15 protein-coding genes and 1 tRNA gene are annotated in these 14,190 nt (G+C 64.1%); 10 read left to right on the forward strand and 6 right to left on the reverse strand.

Annotated features, from left to right (window positions below):
- Nucleotides 1–6: 6 nt before the first annotated feature.
- The 4 genes from rplI (at nucleotide 7) to OCH239_RS10620 (ending at nucleotide 2,993) form a co-directional block, all read left to right on the forward strand.
- The gene (rplI, locus tag OCH239_RS10605) at nucleotides 7–666 is read left to right on the forward strand and encodes a 50S ribosomal protein L9 (RefSeq protein ID WP_037262149.1); all 660 of its coding nucleotides are present in this window, start codon (nucleotides 7–9) and stop codon (nucleotides 664–666) included.
- Between the two features lie 185 nt (nucleotides 667–851).
- Nucleotides 852–1,232: a helix-turn-helix domain-containing protein gene (locus OCH239_RS22075; protein ID WP_162149991.1), complete on the forward strand. Its 381-nt coding sequence runs from the start codon at nucleotides 852–854 to the stop codon at nucleotides 1,230–1,232.
- 42 nt (nucleotides 1,233–1,274) lie between these two features.
- Nucleotides 1,275–1,976 (forward strand): LuxR family transcriptional regulator, encoded by a 702-nt coding sequence (locus tag OCH239_RS10615; protein ID WP_037262152.1) that lies wholly within the window; start codon nucleotides 1,275–1,277, stop codon nucleotides 1,974–1,976.
- Between the two features lie 150 nt (nucleotides 1,977–2,126).
- On the forward strand, nucleotides 2,127–2,993 hold the full coding sequence (locus OCH239_RS10620; RefSeq protein ID WP_051489414.1) for an acyl-homoserine-lactone synthase: 867 nt from the start codon (nucleotides 2,127–2,129) through the stop codon (nucleotides 2,991–2,993).
- Between the two features lie 109 nt (nucleotides 2,994–3,102).
- Here the strand turns inward: OCH239_RS10620 and tig are convergent, their stop codons facing one another.
- The 3 genes from tig to OCH239_RS10635 form a co-directional block, all read right to left on the reverse strand.
- Entirely contained in the window at nucleotides 3,103–4,434 is a 1,332-nt protein-coding gene (gene tig, locus OCH239_RS10625) for a trigger factor (RefSeq protein ID WP_037262153.1), read from the reverse strand.
- A gap of 27 nt (nucleotides 4,435–4,461) precedes the next feature.
- Nucleotides 4,462–4,546: transfer RNA gene (locus OCH239_RS10630), tRNA-Leu, on the reverse strand.
- A gap of 107 nt (nucleotides 4,547–4,653) precedes the next feature.
- Nucleotides 4,654–6,207, reverse strand: a complete 1,554-nt coding sequence (locus OCH239_RS10635) for a bifunctional ADP-dependent NAD(P)H-hydrate dehydratase/NAD(P)H-hydrate epimerase (protein ID WP_037262155.1) — start codon at nucleotides 6,205–6,207, stop codon at nucleotides 4,654–4,656.
- 165 nt (nucleotides 6,208–6,372) lie between these two features.
- Here OCH239_RS10635 and OCH239_RS10640 point away from each other — a divergent pair, with 165 nt between their 5' ends.
- From OCH239_RS10640 to OCH239_RS10650, 3 genes are all read left to right on the forward strand, one after another.
- Nucleotides 6,373–6,711, forward strand: coding sequence for a P-II family nitrogen regulator (locus OCH239_RS10640; protein ID WP_037262157.1), 339 nt, complete (start codon nucleotides 6,373–6,375; stop codon nucleotides 6,709–6,711).
- A gap of 86 nt (nucleotides 6,712–6,797) precedes the next feature.
- On the forward strand, nucleotides 6,798–8,204 hold the full coding sequence (glnA, locus tag OCH239_RS10645; RefSeq protein WP_037262159.1) for a type I glutamate--ammonia ligase: 1,407 nt from the start codon (nucleotides 6,798–6,800) through the stop codon (nucleotides 8,202–8,204).
- A gap of 192 nt (nucleotides 8,205–8,396) precedes the next feature.
- The gene (locus OCH239_RS10650) at nucleotides 8,397–9,212 is read left to right on the forward strand and encodes a lytic murein transglycosylase (protein ID WP_037262161.1); all 816 of its coding nucleotides are present in this window, start codon (nucleotides 8,397–8,399) and stop codon (nucleotides 9,210–9,212) included.
- A 103-nt stretch (nucleotides 9,213–9,315) separates the two neighbouring features.
- Here the strand turns inward: OCH239_RS10650 and OCH239_RS10655 are convergent, their stop codons facing one another.
- The 3 genes from OCH239_RS10655 to OCH239_RS10665 all read right to left on the reverse strand — a co-directional run bounded on the left by OCH239_RS10655 (nucleotide 9,316) and on the right by OCH239_RS10665 (nucleotide 11,283).
- Nucleotides 9,316–10,080, reverse strand: coding sequence for a heme-dependent oxidative N-demethylase family protein (locus OCH239_RS10655; RefSeq protein WP_037262163.1), 765 nt, complete (start codon nucleotides 10,078–10,080; stop codon nucleotides 9,316–9,318).
- Between the two features lie 76 nt (nucleotides 10,081–10,156).
- Nucleotides 10,157–10,756, reverse strand: a complete 600-nt coding sequence (locus tag OCH239_RS10660; protein WP_037262165.1) for a biotin transporter BioY — start codon at nucleotides 10,754–10,756, stop codon at nucleotides 10,157–10,159.
- 68 nt (nucleotides 10,757–10,824) lie between these two features.
- Nucleotides 10,825–11,283, reverse strand: coding sequence for a DUF6314 family protein (locus OCH239_RS10665; RefSeq protein ID WP_051489415.1), 459 nt, complete (start codon nucleotides 11,281–11,283; stop codon nucleotides 10,825–10,827).
- Between the two features lie 96 nt (nucleotides 11,284–11,379).
- Here OCH239_RS10665 and purB point away from each other — a divergent pair, with 96 nt between their 5' ends.
- The 3 genes from purB (at nucleotide 11,380) to OCH239_RS10675 (ending at nucleotide 14,137) form a co-directional block, all read left to right on the forward strand.
- Nucleotides 11,380–12,687 carry an adenylosuccinate lyase gene (gene purB, locus OCH239_RS10670; RefSeq protein ID WP_037262175.1) on the forward strand — a complete coding sequence of 436 codons (1,308 nt, stop codon included), beginning with the start codon at nucleotides 11,380–11,382 and terminating at the stop codon, nucleotides 12,685–12,687.
- A 104-nt stretch (nucleotides 12,688–12,791) separates the two neighbouring features.
- Nucleotides 12,792–12,947: an adenylosuccinate lyase gene (locus tag OCH239_RS22640; protein ID WP_157577851.1), complete on the forward strand. Its 156-nt coding sequence runs from the start codon at nucleotides 12,792–12,794 to the stop codon at nucleotides 12,945–12,947.
- A gap of 131 nt (nucleotides 12,948–13,078) precedes the next feature.
- A complete protein-coding gene (locus OCH239_RS10675) occupies nucleotides 13,079–14,137 on the forward strand; it encodes a flagellar motor switch protein FliG (protein ID WP_037262178.1) in 1,059 nt (352 codons plus the stop codon).
- Nucleotides 14,138–14,190: the final 53 nt, after the last annotated feature.

Raw genomic sequence — 14,190 nt, forward strand, 5'->3', positions numbered from 1 at the left:
AGAAAGATGCAAGTCATTCTGCTGGAACGCGTGGCCAAGCTTGGCCAGATGGGCGACGTCGTCGACGTCAAGCCCGGCTATGCGCGCAACTTCCTTCTCCTTCAGGGCAAGGCTCTGACCGCGTCCAAGGAGAACATCGCCCGCTTCGAATCCGAGAAGGCGAATCTCGAGGCGAAGAACCTCGAGACCCGCAAGGAAGCCGAAGCGGTCGCCGAGAAACTCGACGGCGAGCAGTTCGTGGTGATTCGCCAGGCCTCCGACGGCGGCAACCTCTACGGCTCCGTGACCACGCGCGACGCGGCCGAAGTCTGCAAGGACGCCGGCTTCGACGTCGACCGCAAGCAGGTCATCATCCGCGAGCCGATCAAGGAGCTGGGCCTCCACGCCGTGGAGCTGCACCTGCACCCCGAGGTGATCGTCGAAGTGACGCTGAACGTCGCCCGTTCGCCGGAAGAGGCCGAGATCCAGAAGGCCGGCAAGTCCATCCAGGACATCGCCGCCGAGGAAGAGGCTCAGGCCGAATTCGAGATCTCCGAACTCTTCGACGACATGGGCGCTGCCCAGCTCGACGAACTCGAGACGGAGACCGAACAGGCGGCCGACGAGCCTGCCGTCCAGGACAAGGACGAACTCGACGACCGGCTCGGCCGCGGCGATTCGAACTGAACTCCCGCTACATACGGGATGTAACAAGGGTCGCCGCGGACAACGCGGCGGCCCTTTTTCGTCGATGACAACGTAGCGGCATCGAATCCGCGTGCACTTGGCAAGCAACTGACGTCATTCAGTATCGCACTTGATTTAGCGGCCATTTTGTGGCCGTTTAAAGGTACATTGAAGAAGAGTGCATCGTGAATATTGTAGACAAGCATATTGGTTCCCGCGTGCGTGCCCAAAGGCAGTCGCGCGGTCTCACGCAACGTCAACTTGGCGACAAACTGGGCGTCCGGTTCCAGCAGGTCCAGAAATACGAGAGCGGTCAGAACCGGATATCAGCGGCGCAGATGTGGCGGATCGCAAGCGTACTGAGCGTGCCGATCAGCCATTTTTTCGAGAATCTGGATCTGACGGATGCCGAGACGAGCGGCGCCGATCCCGGAACGGCCCATCTGACCCCATCCCAGGCACGGGAATTGGCGCACATCTTCACGACGCTGGACACCTCCCGGCGAGAAGCGGTGATGGCGTTTCTTCGGTCGCTTGCGCAAACCGGTCAGGATGTGCGATCCTAACGATGTGTTCGGCTCAGTTTTGCCGCGATGTCGTGGGATGTTATGGACCTCACTGATATTCTTCCCGAAAGAACGGATGAGGTACTCGTGATCGACGTCCTGCAAAGGATCTGCGATCAGTTCGGCTTGGAAAATGCCGCCTATGCGGGCTCCAACCCCGTGTCAGGTCGCGTCCATGGTCTGATGACCTATTCGCCGGACTGGCAAGCGCATTACGCCAAGAACGGATATCACCGGATCGATCCGACATTGATCGAGGCGCGTCGCAGCATCGCGCCCGTCGATTGGCACCGTCTTGCGCCGGACGACAACTTTCATACGGTGTTCCGCGACGCTGCGGATTTCGGCATCAGCAATCGGGGACTGACCATTCCCGTCCGCGGCCCTCTCGGCGATGTCGGCTCCCTCAGCGTCACGACAAATCTCTCCGAGCCGGAATGGGAAAAGCTGCGCTCGGGAATCATCGCGAATTTGCAATCCTTCGCGGTCCACATCCACGACAGGGTCATGCGCGAAGACAAGCTCATGGCGGTCCTATCGGACCATCAGCTGTCGTCTCGCGAGATCGAGATCCTACAGTGGATTGCGGCCGGCAAGACACAGACGGATATCGGCGGAATATTGTCGATCTCGCACCGGACCGTCGAGGTGCATTTGCGTTCCGCACGGACCAAACTGAACGCACTCACCACCGCTCAGGCGATCGGTCGGGCCATTTCCCGCGGGCTCATCTATCCCGAGTAATCCCCAAATTGGCCACAATTTATTGGTGTGACGCAAGGGGATACGGGATTCCCCCAATAGTTATCACGTCCTGCTTCTCTATTCTCCATTAACCGAAGGCCGGTCCAATCACTCGGATCCGCCTCGAGTCAGGGGAAGAAGGAAACGGTCATGATCCTGGTTGTGGATGCCCTCAACAAGCACAAGTTCAAGGATATCCTTGAAGAGATGTTCCGTCTTCGCGCACGTGTTTTCGCCGATCGCCTTGGTTGGGACGTGAATGTCGAGAACGGAATGGAGGTCGACCAGTTCGACGATCTCGATCCCGCATACGCCATAGGTCTGGACGATGACGGTCACGTCGTGTCCTGCGCGCGCGCCTTGCAGACCACCGGTCCGCACATGCTCGCGGACGTGTTCTCGGATATTCTCGACGGCGAGCCGCCGCTGCGCAGCCCGCATGTCTGGGAATCAACCCGGTTCTGCGTTGACACGAAGCGTCTGACCACAGGCACGGGCCGGAACTCGATCGCACATGCCACGTCGGAGCTTCAGATCGCCTGCATCGAAAGCGCCATCCGTGCCGGTGTCTCGGATGTCGTGACGGTGGTGGACCCGGTGATGAACCGCGTGCTCAAGCGTTCTGGGAACGCGCCTTACGACTACCTCGGCAAGACGGTTCCGATGGGCAAGGTCTCCGCGATGGCGGCCCTTCTCGACGCAACGCCCGAGCGCGTTGCCTCCATCCGCAGGACCTCGGGGATCACGCACGACGTCTTCGCCACCGAGGTCGAAGCCCGCGCGCTCTTCAACAAGGCGCATCCGGCAAATACCGATCAGGCCCCGGTGGAGATCGAACCGGAGCGCACTGCCGCCGGGATGGAAGCCCTTGTCAGCTATTGCAGGGACCAGATCCAGGCCGCCCAGTCCCCGGCGGAGCGCAAGGCCGCTCTGGAACTGGTTGACGCGCTCGCCGCCACGCTGCCGGCAAAGCAGCGTGCGGAGGTCCATGGCGCCGTGCGCCGGGCCGCGGCCTGAAGCAATCGAAATTAACACTCACGGAAGCTAAAAAGGGCGGCCCCTCGGGGTCGCCCTTTCGTCAATTCACTTGTTTCCGGGCCCTGCGGTGGCAGGGTCCCGAGCCGGATCAGACCTCGTCGAGATCGTCCAGCAGCTTTTGCAGGTCTTCCTTGCCGACCTCGGTCTCGGACACTTCGGCCTTCTCGAGGATCACGTCGACGACCTTGTCTTCGAAGATCGGCGCGCGCATCTGCTGCTGCATCTGCTGGTTCTGACGCACGAAGTCGAAGAACTGGCGCTCTTGGCCCGGATACTGCCGCGCCTGGTTCATGATCGCCTGGGTCATCTCGGAATCGGTGACCTGGACCTCGTGCTTGTTGCCGATCTCGGCGAGCAGAAGGCCAAGGCGCACGCGCCGCTCGGCGAGCTTGTTGTGCTCTTCCGTCGGTTCGATCTCACCGTGGTCGTGGCCGTGATCGTCCGGATGGTCCTCGTGGTAGAGCTGATGCGCGATCTGCTTGGCCTCGGCCTCGACGAGGCTCGGCGGCAGGTCGAACTGGACCTTCTCGTCCAGCGCGTCGAGCAGGCGGCGCTTGACCACCTGGCGCGCGGCGCCCTGGTACTCGGCTTCGAGCCGCTCGCGGATCTGGCCCTTCAGCGCCTCGAGATCCTCGGCACCGAACTTGGTCGCGAGCTCGTCGTTGATCTCGGCGGCAACGGGCTTCTTCACGTTCTTGACGGTGACGTCGAAGGTCGCGTCCTTGCCCGCCAGGTTCTCGGCGCCGTACTCCTCGGGGAACTTGACCTCGACGGTCTTCTCGTCGCCCGCCTTCACGCCGACGAGCTGCTCCTCGAAGCCGGGAATGAAGGAGTTGGAGCCCAGCGTCAGCGGATAATCCTCGGCCGCGCCACCCTCGAAGGGCTCGCCGTCGACCTTGCCGACGAAGTCGATCACGACCTGATCGTCGTTCTCGGCGGCGGCACCGTCCTCACGGTCCTCGAAATCGGTCGCGGTCTCGGCGAGCGACTTCAGGGCATCGTCGACATCTGCTTCGGAGGCTTTCGCGACCGGCTTCTCGACGCTCAGCTCAGTTAAATCGACCTCGGGCACGTCGGGGAGCTTCTCGTAGCTCATCTCGACATGCACGTCGTCGCCTTCGGACCAGTCCTCGTTGGTCATCTTGACCTCGGGCTGCATCGCCGGACGGTCGCCGGTGTCCTCGAAGTGCTGGTTCATGGCGCCGTCGATGGCTTCCTGCATCGACTCGCCCAAAATTCGCTGGCCGAACTGCTTGCGCAGCAACGCCAGAGGGACTTTACCTTTGCGGAAGCCCTTCATTTCCACGTCGGGCTGGGCTTCGGTCAACTTTTCGGTGACCTTCGCGTCGAGCTCGTCCGCTGTCAGCGTGATCGCGTAGCCGCGCTTCAGGCCGTCGTTCAGGGTCTCGGTGACCTGCATCTTCCGTCTGATCCTTTCGTCATCCTCTGGTGCGGGTGAAGGGACTCGAACCCCCACGCCTCGCGGCGCCAGAACCTAAATCTGGTGCGTCTACCAATTCCGCCACACCCGCAAACGCCAGTCGCGGGCGCTCGCGCGGAGGCCCGGCACCCGGTTGCCGCGGTCTCTAGCAAAGGCGAAACCCGAGCGCGAGAGGAAAATCGGCGGGCTCGCCCCGGTTCAGACGCCAAGCGCCCGGAAGACGCGCGGCAGTTCCTCGGGCAGGTCCTCGGCAACGAGGCCCGGTCCGAAGCCGCGCGCCGCCTCCGCATGAAGGAAAGCCCCGCTCGCGGCCGCATCCAGAGTAGCGAAGCCCCGGGCGAGTAGACCGGTTATGATCCCCGCGAGCACATCCCCGGTTCCGGCCGTTGCTAGCCACGGGGCCGCGCGCTCGTAGACCGAGGCTGCAATTGTCGCGGCGCCGCCGGGGGATGCGATGACCGTGTCCGGGCCTTTGAGGAGCACGGTCGCGCCCGACCGCGCGGCGGCGGCACGGGCGGCGTCGAGGCGTGACGTCGCTGGACCACTTTCCGGCGCGGCCTTGAGCGGAGCCGCGAGGTCGGGAAAGAGCTTGGAGAATTCGCCCATATGCGGCGTGAGGATGCATCCCTCGTGGAGATCGGCGAACAGCGCCGCGGGATCGTCTTCGAAAGCGGTGAGGGCATCCGCATCGAGCACCGTGCCGCGCCCTGCCTTCACTGCGACGGGTACGAGCGCACGGACCCGGTCCCGACCGAGGCCGGGTCCGAGGCAGAGCGCGTTCAGCCGCGTATCCTCCAGTACCGAAGCCAGCTCCTCTCCGTCGTCGACGCGGGTGAGCATGATTGCGGTCAGTTGCGCGGCCACTTCGAGCTGAGCGGATGCCGGTACGCCGACCGTCACCAGCCCCGCGCCGGCGCGCAAGGCGCCCCGCGCCGCAAGCCTTGCGGCCCCGGTCCGGCCCGAGCCACCCGTGAGCACCAGCGCGTGGCCGTTGTCGTACTTGTGCGAGGCGTTGTTCTTGGCGAGCGCGGCGGCGCGTGCTGCGGCGAGCGGCACGCCCTTGCCCGCCGTGGCCTCCGGCCGAAGGCCGATATCGGCAGCGACCAGCCTGCTGCAGAAGGACGGGCCTTCGGACAGGTAGTGCCCGAGCTTCGGGCGATGAAAGGTGACGGTCAGGTCCGCGGCGATCGCCGCTTCGGCGGGCTCCGTCCCTTCGGCGCGGATCACCCGCCCGCTATCGCTGCAAAGGCCGCTCGGCAGGTCGACGGCCACGACACGCGGGCAGCCGAGCGCCCGGCACTCGGCGATGTCGCGGAAAAGCCCTCCCAACCCGTCGACGGGCCGTGTCAGTCCCGTGCCGAAGAGCGCATCGACCACAAGATCGGGGCGATCCTGCCCGATCCGGAGATCGCCGCTCAGCGGGACGACAGACCCAATCCCTTCCCAGGCCTGCCGGTTTGCGCGCGCATCGGGTGGCAGCTCTTCGGTGGCGCCCATGCCGTGAACCGACACGGACCAGCCTAGCCCGTGCAGTAGCCGCGCCACGACGTAACCGTCCCCGCCATTGTTGCCCGGCCCGCAAAGCACGATCGCGCGGCGCGCCGTGCGCCCGCCGTCGGGCCACTCCGCCTGCAATGCCTCGACCACCCTGCGCCCTGCCCGCTCCATGAGCTCGGCGCCCGTAGCGATGCCGTCCTCCATGGCGCTCCGCTCGATCTCGCGCATGTCCTGCGCCGTCAGAAGGTGGGTCACGATGCCTCCGATTCAGTTCTGCCTAGTTATTGGGCCAGTCGCACAAAAAACGGTCTCCGCCTCGATTTGCTCTGGCACCCCCGCGCCGGGCCCGATCCTATCCGATTGTGACGCGGGAACGGACATGGTCTGACCCCGAGACAGCACCACGAGGAGGCGAGGCTCATGAAGAAAATCGAGGCGATTATCAAGCCTTTCAAGCTCGACGAGGTGAAGGAAGCGCTTCAGGAAGCGGGTATCCAGGGCCTGTCGGTCGTGGAGGTGAAAGGCTTCGGCCGCCAGAAAGGCCATACCGAACTCTATCGCGGCGCCGAATACGTCGTGGACTTCCTGCCCAAGGTTAAGATCGAGGTCGTCCTCGACGACGATCTCATTGACCGGGCCATCGAAGCCATCGTGGCGGCGGCAAAGACCGACAAGATCGGCGACGGAAAGATCTTCGTCAGCACGGTCGAGCAGGCGATCCGCATCCGCACCGGCGAGACCGGCTCCGAAGCTCTCTGAGCACGGCGGCACTCCCGGACAATTTGCGCCCGGCTCTCCGGGCGCGCGACCCCAAAGACAGCTATACGACAGAGAAGGACCAAGGGATGAGCAAGAGTGACGTTCTCAAATTGATGAAGGACGAAGACGTCGCATACGTCGACATCCGCTTCACCGATCCGCGCGGCAAACTGCAGCACGTGACGCTGATGCACGATCAGGTGGACGAGGACTTCCTCGAAGAAGGCTTCATGTTCGACGGCTCGTCGATCCAGGGCTGGAAGTCGATCGAAGCCTCCGACATGAAGCTGATCCCCGACCCGGACAGCGCCTATATCGACCCGTTCTATGCCGAAAAGACGCTCTGCCTGCACTGCACCGTGGTCGAGCCGGACACCGGCGAGCCCTACGAGCGCGATCCCCGCGGCACCGCGATCAAGGCCGAGGCGTATCTAAAGTCCTCCGGCATCGGCGATGCAGCCTATTTCGGCCCCGAGGCGGAGTTCTTCATCTTCGACAACGTCCGCTACTCGAACACCATGAACAAGGTGTCCTACGAGGTCGACGCGATCGACGCAGCGTGGAACACCGACACCGAGTACGAGATGGGCAACACCGGCCACCGTCCGGGCATCAAGGGCGGCTACTTCCCGGTCAACCCGATCGACCACGGCCAGGACCTGCGCTCCGAGATGCTGTCTACGATGAAGCGCATCGGCATGAAGGTCGACAAGCACCATCACGAGGTGGCGTCCTGCCAGCACGAGCTTGGTCTCATCTTCTCGTCGCTGACCGATCAGGGCGACCAGCTTCAGAAGTACAAGTACATCATCCACAACGTGGCCGAAGCCTACGGCAAGTCCGCGACCTTCATGCCGAAGCCGATCTACGGCGACAACGGCACCGGCATGCACGTGAACATGTCGATCTGGAAGGACGGCAAGCCGCTCTTCGCCGGTGACAAGTATGCCGACCTCAGCCAGGAAGCGCTCTGGTTCATCGGTGGTATCCTGAAGCACGCCAAGACGCTGAACGCCTTCACCAACCCCTCCACCAACTCCTACAAGCGCCTGATCCCGGGCTTCGAAGCGCCGGTCCTGCGCGCCTACTCGGCCCGCAACCGCTCGGGCTGCGTGCGGATCCCGTGGACGGAGAGCCCCAAGGCAAAGCGCGTCGAGGCCCGTTTCCCCGACCCGTCCGCGAACCCCTATCTCTGCTTCGCGGCGCTCCTGATGGCCGGTCTCGACGGGATCACCAACAAGATCGATCCGGGCGAGGCGATGGACAAGAACCTCTACGATCTGCCGGCCGAAGAGCTCGAAGGCATCCCGACCGTCTGCGGATCGCTGCGCGAGGCGCTCGACGCGCTCAAGGCGGATCACAACTTCCTGCTGGCCGGCGACGTCTTCACCAAGGACCAGATCGACGGCTACATCGACCTTAAGATGGAAGAGCTCGAACTCTACGAGCACACGCCGCACCCGGTCGAGTTCGGCATGTACTACAGCTGCTGAACCGGCCTTCGGTCGAGTATCGCGGGGATGGGCGCCTTCGGGCGCCCATTCTTGTTCCAAACGCGGCAGCTTCCCTCGTGACACACGCTATGGGGCTTACGGGGTGACATCGTGCTCCCCTTACGTATGGTTACCTCAGGAACGATCATACGCTGACATCGTTTGTCGTACGTCTTTCAAGAGGAGCCCTTGATGCGCCGTACCCTTGTTGCCGTCTGCATGACCGTGCTGACGGCGCCCGCAGCATTCGCAGCCCCCTGTATCACCAGTCAAGGAGCCTTCCCGAGCTACAAACAGGCTCTGTCACAACAGGCATCTGCCGCGGGCGTTGGTCAACGAGGTCTTCAGGCGCTGCAATCGGCGCAACTCTCGGGCATCACCTGGCGCTTCGAATCCAGCCCGTCGAGCCAGAGCGGTGTGTCCTACAGCGACCCGTCGAACTTCCTCGCCAAGCGTTCCGGAAGCTCCGCTCAGGCGTTCATCAATCAGGTGTCGAGCCGCATATCGAGCAACGCAAATCTGTTTTCGTCGCTCGAGCAGAGCTACGGAGTCCCGGGTAGCGTACTGGCCACGATCTGGGGGCTTGAGACGAGCTTCGGCGGGTATCTCGGCGGAACCTCCATCGTCGACGGCGCAGTCACCCTCGCCTCCTATTGCCGGCGCCACCCCCGCTTCGAGGACGCCGCGATCGCGGCGCTCCAGCTCGTCGACCGCGGCGTCATCACTCCCGGAACGCAGGGCGGTCCGTCCGGTGAGCTGGGACATATGCAGTTTCTCGCCTCAAACTGGGCCCAGTTCGGCGTAGACGCCAACGGAGACGGCCGCGCGGATCCCTACAACGCGACCGACGCTCTGGCCTCGGCGGCGAACATGCTCCGCCGCAACGGATGGCAGCCGGGTCAGCCCTTCACCGAAGGCACGCGCAACTTCCAGGTCCTGTCAGCCTGGAACGACAGCGGGAACTATCAGCGCGCGATCGCATACGCGGCGAGCCGCGCCGGCGGGTAAGGCGCACGTCTCTCGAACTGAAGTTTATCTGCACCGGGCGTCTCTCACGATCGCCCGGTGTTTTGCTGTCGGCTGTTTTTTAAGTGATGGCGAAACCGGCCGATCATTCTTCCGAGCGGTCGGGCGCCATGCCTTTGACGCAGGGAGCATCCGCCGCTGCCAGCATCCAGGTGTGAATCGTGAAGACGATCGCTCGCGTTTGCGGCAGTCGGACAAGACATTGCCGCTCCGACCGAAGATAGAGCGGGTCCTCGTTCCATTTCGGTCGGCTCGTCGGCGGATCCGGCCGATGGAGGGTCGGGTTGGACGTCCAGAGCTCGTTGCAGCGCCAGAGCGGCCGCCCCACTCCTATGCCGTCAAAGAGACGCTGGACCCTCGGAGCGATCCTGTCATCGTAGTCCGGTACAGGCTCGTGGATCGAGATCAGCGGACGGCCGAGCTTTTCGGCGAGCCGCCAGCGAGCCGGAAAGCACAAGACCGCAGCCGCCAGCACATGCTCCTCGCCGTCTTCTGGCTTTGTGAGGATACAGACGTCCTCCTGCACGAGACGCCCGACCGTGACGAGGGGATTGTCCGCATCGAGCGTCACCGAAACACCGTCGGGGCGCGTGACTACCCCTGCACTCCGGATGTAACCCTGAGGCAGGGCGTCGAGGATGACCCCCAGCGCCTCTGCGACCGCCGGCTTCGCGCCCTCAATTTCTCCGAGAACTGCTTCGGGCACGTTGTGCAGGAGGCGCTCGCGCTCCGCCATCTGCGCGGCGAATGCGTCGTCCGTCATGATCCACGCGTCGGGATCGAGGGGTGCGATCCCGGGCAACCGCGGCCGAGCGGACGGATCGTACGGAATGGATCTCTGCAGGATCATCGATGCCCCCTCGACGAAAAAGGCGCGCCGATCACACGGACCGACGCGCCGACAAACCTTCTGGCCGAGACCCGGCTCAGCCGCGCGCGCGGCCGACGAGCTTCCAGGCGGCGGGCAGGATCGCCGCCGCCAATGCGAGCTTCAAAAGGTCACCTACGAGGAACGGCGTCAGACCCCATGCGAGGATCGGCTGGTCCCAGCCGTAGAGCATGCCGAGCCAGGCGAGGCCGGGAATGTAGATGATGGCATTGCCGAGCACCATCGCTCCGGCCATCCGGGGCGCAGACCGGTCCCAGCCCTTGCGCGCCAGGGCACCTAGAAGCACCGTGGCCGCGACGTAGCCCACGAGATAACCGCCGGTTCCGCCCATCATGTAGGTCAGGCCCGCTGCCTCGGCTCCGCTGCCGGCAAAGACATCGAGGCCGAGCGCGCCCAGCATCATGTAGCCCATGATCGTCGCCAGACCGAGCCCCGGCCCGTAAGCGGCGCCGAGCGCGAGCACGGCGAAGGTGCCCATCGTGATCGGCACGGGATACATCGGAACCTTGATCTTCGCGGCGATCGCCAGCACGGCGATGCCGAGAACGACAAAAGCGGCTTGTTTGAGGCGCAGACCGGCACCCTCTGTGGCGCCGAAGGTCTCGACCAGCACGTTGCGATGGGTTGTGGTGGTCATGCGCGACCCTCCTTGCGTGTGATTGCGTCGGCTTCGTTGTGCATCACGGGAGGTGAACCCGCAAGGCTCTAGCCACGCAGCTTTTCGCGCACGAAAAGCGTCTCCATCCGGTAATCCTTGCGGGGCCCCGTCACGGTCCACGTCACGCCCCAGACTGGCCAGTCGGCGAAATCGTATTCCACCTCGTAGCGGTCTGGATCGCAGAGATGCAGCGCCCGGGGCTCGAACTCGCCCATTTCGATCAGGTGGAAGGGGCGGCCGTCGTCGAAGTGGACAGAAATTCCCGACGCCTCTTCCCGCCAGATGTAGGACCTCGTTCCCGGGATCGGCTTCTGCCCGGGGAGGTGCAGCAGAACGTCTTCGAAATATCGAAGGCCCGATCCGTGGGAAATGAGCTCCATCCGCCCTTCGGCATGACCGTCCTGGCCGACCCGGGCGTCGTGGATGCGGCGGCTGAGCCGCCAGCATCCTTCGAAATCGGAAAGCCCCGCCGGCAAAGAGGCCTCGCGCGCAATGTCTCTCGGCATCGTTTTCACCGCAGCTCCGCCCCGCCTTGTTCCACCGATCCGCTGAGTCTATGACCCGCCTTGTTCCGTCAACAATCCGTGAGAGGCCCGGTTCCCATGATCCCACGCTATTCCCGCCCCGACATGGTCGCGATCTGGGCACCGGAGACCAAGTTCCGCATCTGGTTCGAGATCGAGGCCCATGCCTGCGATGCCCAGGCCGAGCTCGGCGTGATCCCGAAGGAGAACGCCGAAGCGGTCTGGAAGGCCGATGGGGTGGAGTTCGACGTCGCCCGCATCGACGAAATCGAGGCGGTGACCAAGCATGACGTGATCGCGTTCCTGACGCATCTCGCAGAGATCGTGGGCAGCGACGAGGCGCGCTTCGTCCATCAGGGCATGACCTCGTCGGACGTGCTCGACACCACGTTCAACATCCAGCTCGTCCGGGCCGCCGACATCCTGATCGCCGATCTCGAAGGCCTGCTCGCCGCGCTCAAGCGCCGCGCCTTCGAGCACAAGGAGACGGTCCGCATCGGCCGCAGCCACGGCATCCACGCCGAACCGACCACGATGGGCCTGACCTTCGCACGCTTCTATGCCGAGATGAACCGCAACCTCGAGCGCATGAAGACAGCCCGCCAAGAGGTTGCAACGGGCGCACTTTCCGGTGCTGTGGGCACCTTCGCGAATATCGATCCCCGGGTCGAGGAGCATGTCTGCGCGAAGCTCGGTCTCGCGCCCGAGCCCATCTCGACGCAGGTGATCCCGCGGGACCGGCACGCTGCCTTCTTTGCCACGCTCGGCGTCGTCGCCTCGTCGATCGAGAATCTCGCGACCGAGGTCCGGCACATGCAGCGCACCGAGGTGCTGGAAGCGGAGGAATTCTTCTCCGCGGGCCAGAAGGGCTCCTCGGCGATGCCGCACAAGCGCAACCCGGTCCTGACCGAGAACCTCACCGGTCTCGCGCGTCTCGTTCGGATGGCGGTGATCCCTGCGATGGAGAACGTGGCGCTCTGGCACGAGCGCGACATCTCGCATTCTAGCGTCGAGCGGAACATCGGCCCCGATGCGACCGTCACGCTCGACTTTGCGCTCGCCCGGCTGACCAGCGTGGTCGACAAGCTGGTGATCTACCCCGAGCACATGCTGCGCAACATGAACCAGTACAAAGGCCTCGTGATGTCGCAGCGGGTGCTTCTGGCGCTGACCCAGAAGGGCGCGAGCCGGGAAGACGCCTATACGCTCGTGCAGCGCAACGCCATGAAGGTCTGGGAAGAGGGCCGCGATTTCCAGACGGAGCTGGAGGGCGATGCGGATGTCACCGCGATCCTGACGAAGGAGGAGATCGCCGAGAAGTTCGACCTCGGATATCACACCAAGCATGTGGACACGATCTTCCGCCGGGTCTTCGGCGAGAGCTGAACATGTGGCGGCCTCACGCCGACGTGAGGCCGCTGCCGACTTCTCGTTTTTGCGTCATCGCACGGCTGTGCTATCTTCCCCTAGGTCACCTCGGAGGAATGATGATGACGCTGAAGACGCTTCTTACCGCCTGCACGCTTACCGTGGTCTCGGCCATCGGCGCCTCCGCCGAATGCGGCTGGCAGAAACAGGCCATGAGCTGCGCCGACGGAATGACCTACGACCGCGAAAGCGGCACCTGCGTGGTTGTCTCTGGCTGAAGGCGGTTGACGGCCCGGGTCGGCGAGCCAGGCGATTTCCTCGCGTCGCGGTCCTGCTCGACGACAAGCCTTCGTTAAGGCCTCTCGGGTAGCTCTGGCGCATCAGCCAGAACAGCGATGCGCCTCAGATCATGACCGCTCTTACCCCGCTCGGTTTGCCGAACCGGCCCGTGGCAGGACGTCCTGCTCACCTCACCCGCCGCGCCAAGGCGGCCATCGTCGTGCAGTTCATCCTCAACGAAGGTGCCGACGTGCCGCTGTCGGACCTGCCCGACGAGGCGCAAGAGGCATTGACGATGGAGCTGGGCGCGATGCGCTATGTCGACCGCACCACCCTCGACGCCGTCATCGACGAATTCACCGAAGAGCTCGAGGCAGTCGGTCTGTCCTTCCCCGGCGACATGGCCGGGGCGCTCGACCGCCTCGAAGGCAGGATCAGCGCACATACCGCGAGGCGACTTCGCAAGGAGGCCGGAGTGCGCCAGCGTGGCGACCCCTGGGACCGGATCGGCGAGCAGTCCGTCGAGCGGCTTATCGAGTTCGTCACCTCCGAAAGCATCGAGATCGCGGCGGTGCTCATGTCGAAGATCAACGTCACCAAGGCCGCTCAGGTGCTCGGCCGACTTCCGGGGCCGCTAGCGCGCCGGATTACCTATGCTGTGTCCAAGACGCAGCGCATCACGCCGGAGGCGGTGGACAGGATCGGTCTCGCGCTCGCCTCGCAGATCGACGCAGCCCCGGCCCGCGCCTTCACGGGCGCGCCGGAAGAGCGGATAGGGGCGATCCTCAACTACTCGGCGGATCGCACGAGAGAGGACGTGCTCGAGGGGCTGGAACAGACCGATGCGCCCTTCGCCGAAGCGGTCCGCAAGGCGATCTTCACGTTTGCCAACATCCCGGAGCGGATCTCGGCAGCGGACCTTCCGAGGATCTGCCGCGATGTCGACAACGAAACGCTGATCATCGCGCTGGCCGGATCGCGCACCGAAGAGCTGAAAATCGCTGCCGACTATATTCTGGACAGTCTCTCGGCCCGCATGGCCGGCGCCCTCCGGGAGGAAATCGCAGACCGCGCCGCCCCAAAGGCGAAGGACGTCGAAGCTGCGCATCGCGAAGTCGTCGATACGATCCGCGGCCTCGTCAATTCCGGCGAGATCAAGCTCGTCGAGCCCGAGAGCGAGGACGCGTGAGCCCTGCACCTTGAGCTCTTTGGCCGACCGCCCTATCCCTCGGGCTCCCCCCG

Source organism: Roseivivax halodurans JCM 10272, from assembly GCF_000521785.1.
Lineage (GTDB): Bacteria > Pseudomonadota > Alphaproteobacteria > Rhodobacterales > Rhodobacteraceae > Roseivivax > Roseivivax halodurans.

What these genes read in the sequence shown, in the direction of transcription:
- rplI (WP_037262149.1), top strand. Translation starts at nt 7, where the DNA reads ATGCAAGTCATTCTGCTGGAACGCGTGGCCAAGCTTGGCCAGATGGGC.
- OCH239_RS10615 (WP_037262152.1), top strand. Translation starts at nt 1,275, where the DNA reads ATGGACCTCACTGATATTCTTCCCGAAAGAACGGATGAGGTACTCGTG.
- OCH239_RS10620 (WP_051489414.1), top strand. Translation starts at nt 2,127, where the DNA reads ATGATCCTGGTTGTGGATGCCCTCAACAAGCACAAGTTCAAGGATATC.
- tig (WP_037262153.1), bottom strand. Translation starts at nt 4,434, where the DNA reads ATGCAGGTCACCGAGACCCTGAACGACGGCCTGAAGCGCGGCTACGCG.
- OCH239_RS10640 (WP_037262157.1), top strand. Translation starts at nt 6,373, where the DNA reads ATGAAGAAAATCGAGGCGATTATCAAGCCTTTCAAGCTCGACGAGGTG.
- glnA (WP_037262159.1), top strand. Translation starts at nt 6,798, where the DNA reads ATGAGCAAGAGTGACGTTCTCAAATTGATGAAGGACGAAGACGTCGCA.
- OCH239_RS10650 (WP_037262161.1), top strand. Translation starts at nt 8,397, where the DNA reads ATGCGCCGTACCCTTGTTGCCGTCTGCATGACCGTGCTGACGGCGCCC.
- OCH239_RS10655 (WP_037262163.1), bottom strand. Translation starts at nt 10,080, where the DNA reads ATGATCCTGCAGAGATCCATTCCGTACGATCCGTCCGCTCGGCCGCGG.
- OCH239_RS10660 (WP_037262165.1), bottom strand. Translation starts at nt 10,756, where the DNA reads ATGACCACCACAACCCATCGCAACGTGCTGGTCGAGACCTTCGGCGCC.
- OCH239_RS10665 (WP_051489415.1), bottom strand. Translation starts at nt 11,283, where the DNA reads ATGCCGAGAGACATTGCGCGCGAGGCCTCTTTGCCGGCGGGGCTTTCC.
- purB (WP_037262175.1), top strand. Translation starts at nt 11,380, where the DNA reads ATGATCCCACGCTATTCCCGCCCCGACATGGTCGCGATCTGGGCACCG.
- OCH239_RS22640 (WP_157577851.1), top strand. Translation starts at nt 12,792, where the DNA reads ATGACGCTGAAGACGCTTCTTACCGCCTGCACGCTTACCGTGGTCTCG.
- OCH239_RS10675 (WP_037262178.1), top strand. Translation starts at nt 13,079, where the DNA reads ATGACCGCTCTTACCCCGCTCGGTTTGCCGAACCGGCCCGTGGCAGGA.